The sequence below is a fragment of the Microvirga sp. P4_G7 genome (assembly GCF_056401005.1).
Map to the genome: position 1 here is coordinate 1 of NZ_JBFUKD010000340.1, position 3,849 is coordinate 3,849.

5 protein-coding genes are annotated in these 3,849 nt (G+C 62.5%); 1 reads left to right on the forward strand and 4 read right to left on the reverse strand.

The genetic code is table 11. The features are described from left to right. Positions 1–411, reverse strand: a 411-nt coding sequence (locus AC1DT3_RS14045) for an aldo/keto reductase (RefSeq protein ID WP_477465871.1), incomplete at its 3' end; no start/stop codon positions are given. 8 nt (positions 412–419) lie between these two features. After that, the gene (locus AC1DT3_RS14050; RefSeq protein ID WP_477465872.1) at positions 420–1,052 is read right to left on the reverse strand and encodes a hypothetical protein; all 633 of its coding nucleotides are present in this window, start codon (positions 1,050–1,052) and stop codon (positions 420–422) included. A 204-nt stretch (positions 1,053–1,256) separates the two neighbouring features. On the opposite strand from AC1DT3_RS14050, the gene AC1DT3_RS14055 reads away from it, so the two are divergent. Continuing rightward, positions 1,257–1,850: a DUF2155 domain-containing protein gene (locus tag AC1DT3_RS14055; RefSeq protein WP_477465873.1), complete on the forward strand. Its 594-nt coding sequence runs from the start codon at positions 1,257–1,259 to the stop codon at positions 1,848–1,850. Here AC1DT3_RS14055 and aat read toward each other — a convergent pair. Continuing rightward, positions 1,847–2,521 (reverse strand): leucyl/phenylalanyl-tRNA--protein transferase, encoded by a 675-nt coding sequence (aat, locus tag AC1DT3_RS14060; RefSeq protein ID WP_477465874.1) that lies wholly within the window; start codon positions 2,519–2,521, stop codon positions 1,847–1,849. The genes AC1DT3_RS14055 and aat overlap by 4 nt on opposite strands. Before the next feature lie 92 nt (positions 2,522–2,613). Next, positions 2,614–3,849, reverse strand: a 1,236-nt coding sequence (gene accC / locus AC1DT3_RS14065; RefSeq protein ID WP_477465875.1) for an acetyl-CoA carboxylase biotin carboxylase subunit, incomplete at its 5' end; no start/stop codon positions are given.

The following is a 3,849-nucleotide window of genomic DNA, read 5'->3' on the forward strand; positions in this document are numbered from 1 at the left end:
GATGACATCAGGGCTGCCGACGACGTCTCTGGTGGCTTTGTGAAGCTGCAGAACATCAACCCGGCCCAGCCGCGCGAGACTGCGATCGATGCTGGCGCAAAGCGCATCCCTGCTGTGGTCGACGAAGCTCGTATCGCGATCATCATCCCAATGCTCGCCCGCTTTCGTCATGATCAGTACGCCGGCGCGCTTCTCTGAATCGAGCTCCGCCAGAAAACGACCGAGGCGCTCTTCGCTGGAGGCGTAGGCTGGCGCCGTATCGAAAATGCGGATGCCGAGATCGATGGCCTGCTGCAGCAATTCGCGCGCCCCTGCTTCCTCCGGCGGAGCGATGTGGTTGACGCCCCAGACGCGCCCGATGGACACAAGTCCAAGGCCCAACTCAAATGTGTCGGCTTTGATCGTCTGCATGATTGGCGTCACGCCTTTTGCTTGGGATGAAAATAGGTTTGGGGCCGCATGATCGCGTCTGCGAACAAATCGAACGATTGAATGACATGTCCCTGCGGGACATCGATGTTGCGAGCAACTCCAGAGCCTTTGAGGACGCCGCCGCGAAGGTCGGGGTCTGGCTCCCGATAATTGCCTCCATCGCCGAGGCGGCAATTCTGGCATCGGATCGGCCCGAGGATCTGGGCACCGTTCCCGATATCGTTCGACGACGATAGTGATCCGCCGCCGAGCAGGCGCGCGCCATCGCCGATTCGGATCACCGCGCCGGCTTCCGCCTTGATCGTAAAGCCGCCTTCCTCGCCGATCTCCACGTTTGCGCCGACGCTGACACGGCCGCCGGAGGCCGCCACGACCCGCGTTCCCGAATGAAGGTTTGTGCCACCTGCGATCGAAACGGAGCTGTCCGGATCACATTGGAGAACGACACCGGGCCACAGCACGACGGCGTCTCCCAGATTTACGCCGGGCGAGATCAAGACGGCGTACGGATCAGGAATCCGGATGTTCCGCCCCGATAGTGCCGTGGTTTCCGCGATGGTCATGAACCCCAGCGCGCGGCGATCTGCGTCGATCGCATCGTCCGTCTTCGAGTGCCCCATGGCGGTCAATCTATCCGACCGCTACGCTTCGTGTCGATCTGGCGTCCTGCGAGCGGGTCTAGGTTGATATTCCAGTTGAGGCGCTGGCGAAACCCGACGTTTGAACGGGTCTTGCCCTTTTTCCAACATGGTTGGCGTGTTATCGCGTGTCACAAAGTCGGGTATGGCCGCGTTGGCCGAGACGCTTGAGGGCGGACGAGCACTATGAATTTCGGATGGACGCGGGCGTCGTTGGTTCTCGCATCGGTGATGTGCGGCGCAGGTGTAGCGCACGCGGACAGAATCAGGAATCCGACGGGCCTGTTCTCGGGCCTGGACAAGATCACGGGGCGCATCGTGTCCTTCGAAGTGGCAGTGGGAGAGACCGTCCAATTCGGCTCCCTGCAAATGACGCCGAAGGCCTGTTTCACCAAGCCGCCGAACGAAAACCCGAACACGACATCCTTCGTCGAGGTGGATGATATTCCCTTGGACGGCCAGTCTAAGCGGGTCTTTTCAGGCTGGATGTTTGCATCCAGTCCGGGTCTTCACGGTCTCGAGCACCCCGTCTACGACATCTGGCTCGTGGATTGTAAAGGCGGCACCGAAGTCATCGCCGAGCCGAAAGACATACCCGAGGAACTGCCGCCGATTCAGCAAGATCCGGCGCGCCGCTCGCAAGGTCAGCCGGGCGACATCATGGCGCCTCCTGCCGGAGGTCTTGCCCCGGTTCAGCCGGCACCGCGCCAGCCTGCGCGACAGGTCCTGCCGCCGCGGGGTGCGCCGGTGATCAACAACAATCGGACGAACGATCGTTAGACGTTCGGTTTGGGCGAGAGGGCGGCGAGCGCCTGCTCTCCGCTGACGACCGAGTCGCGCGGCCAAGCGTACCAAGCCGCGTCGTGATCCATGGCCGATTGCAGTTTGTGCTTGTAGTCCCGCCGCGAAATCTCGGCCGCACCAAACTGGGCCAGATGGGGCGTCACGAACTGCGTGTCGAGCAGCCGAAAACCACCGTAGCGCAAGCGGGCGACGAGGTGGACAAGGGCGACCTTGGAAGCGTCCCGCTCCGTATGGAACATGCTCTCCCCGAAGAAGGCGCTCCGCAGACGGACGCCATAGAGTCCGCCGACGAGTTGGCCGCTCTTATAGACTTCGACCGTGTGACAATGGCCGGCGTCGAAAAGGGCACCATAGAGCTGGTGGATGCGTTTGCTGATCCAGGTCTTTTCGCGATCGCGCCCTGGAGCTGCGCATCCCTCGACAACGGCATCGAAATCGCAATCGACCCGGATATCGAACTCGTCGGAGCGGACCGTCCGGGCCAGGCGCTTGCCCACATGGAAGGAATCGAGCGGGATGACGCCGCGCTCTCGCGGCTCGACCCAGAATAGGGACGGGTCATCGGCATCCTCCGCCATCGGAAAGATGCCGGCTGCATACGCCTTGAGAAGGATCTCAGGCGTTATCTCGATCGAGTCGCCTCTCATGGCGTGAGGATATCATGCTTTTTCATTCGAGGCGCGCGCTACTGAACGGCCGCGCGCCTTCGGGTCATGGCGCTGGGCCAGTCGCGATCGGCTCAGGTCTCGTCGATGCCGCCGGTCTTGAGGAAGTTTTCGAGCCAGTGGATGTCGTATTGGCCGTTCTGGATATCCGGATTGCGGACGAGAGTCCGGAACAGCGGCAGCGTGGTATCGACACCGTCGACGACGAACTCGTCAAGAGCGCGACGCAGGCGCATCAGGCACTCGTTCCGCGTCCGTCCGTGGACGATCAGCTTGCCGACGAGCGAGTCGTAGTGGGGCGGAATGCGATAGCCCTGATAGGCTGCGGAATCCACCCGCACACCGAGACCGCCCGGCGTGTGGAAGTAAGTGATCGTGCCGGGTGAGGGGCGGAACGTGGAATGGTGTTCTGCGTTCACGCGGCACTCGATGGCATGGCCTTCGATGTGAATGTCGCTCTGCTTGACCGAAAGAGGGGCGCCGGCCGCGACCCGGATCTGCTCGTTGACGAGGTCGATTCCGGTGATCATCTCCGTCACCGGATGTTCCACCTGGATGCGGGTGTTCATTTCGATGAAATAGAACTCGCCGTCTTCGTAGAGAAACTCGACCGTGCCGGCGCCGGCATATTGCAGGTCCTGCATCGCCTTGGCGACGACGCCGCCGATGCGCTCGCGCATCTCGACGTTGAGCGCGGGCGAGGGGCCTTCTTCCCAGACTTTCTGGTGGCGCCGCTGCAGCGAACAATCGCGCTCGCCCAGATGGACGGCGTTGCCCTTGCCGTCCCCGAGCACCTGGATCTCGATGTGGCGCGGCTTCTCTAGGAATTTCTCGAGGTAGACTGCGTCGTCGCCGAAGGCCGCCTTTGCTTCGGTCTTTGCTGTGGCCAGGGCGTGGACGAGGTCTTCCTCGGTCCGGGCGACCTTCATGCCGCGTCCACCGCCACCGGCGGCCGCCTTGATGATCACCGGATACCCGATGTCCTTGGCGACCCGCTTGGCTTCCGCCTCATCGGTGATGCCCCCTTCGGAACCGGGCACGCAGGGGATGCCGAGACGCTTGGCCGTGCGTTTCGCTTCAATCTTGTCGCCCATGATGCGGATGTGTTCCGCCTTGGGACCGATGAAGGTGATGCGGTGATGCTCGAGCACCTCCGCAAAGCGGGCGTTCTCGGATAGAAATCCATACCCGGGATGGATCGCGTCCGCCCCGGTGATCTCGCAAGCGGCGATCAGGGCTGGAATGTTGAGGTAGCTGTCGCGCGCCGCCGGCGGACCGATGCAGACGCTCTCATCGGCGAGGCGCACGTG

What these genes read in the sequence shown, in the direction of transcription:
- AC1DT3_RS14055 (WP_477465873.1), top strand. Translation starts at nt 1,257, where the DNA reads ATGAATTTCGGATGGACGCGGGCGTCGTTGGTTCTCGCATCGGTGATG.
- AC1DT3_RS14050 (WP_477465872.1), bottom strand. Translation starts at nt 1,052, where the DNA reads ATGGGGCACTCGAAGACGGACGATGCGATCGACGCAGATCGCCGCGCG.
- aat (WP_477465874.1), bottom strand. Translation starts at nt 2,521, where the DNA reads ATGAGAGGCGACTCGATCGAGATAACGCCTGAGATCCTTCTCAAGGCG.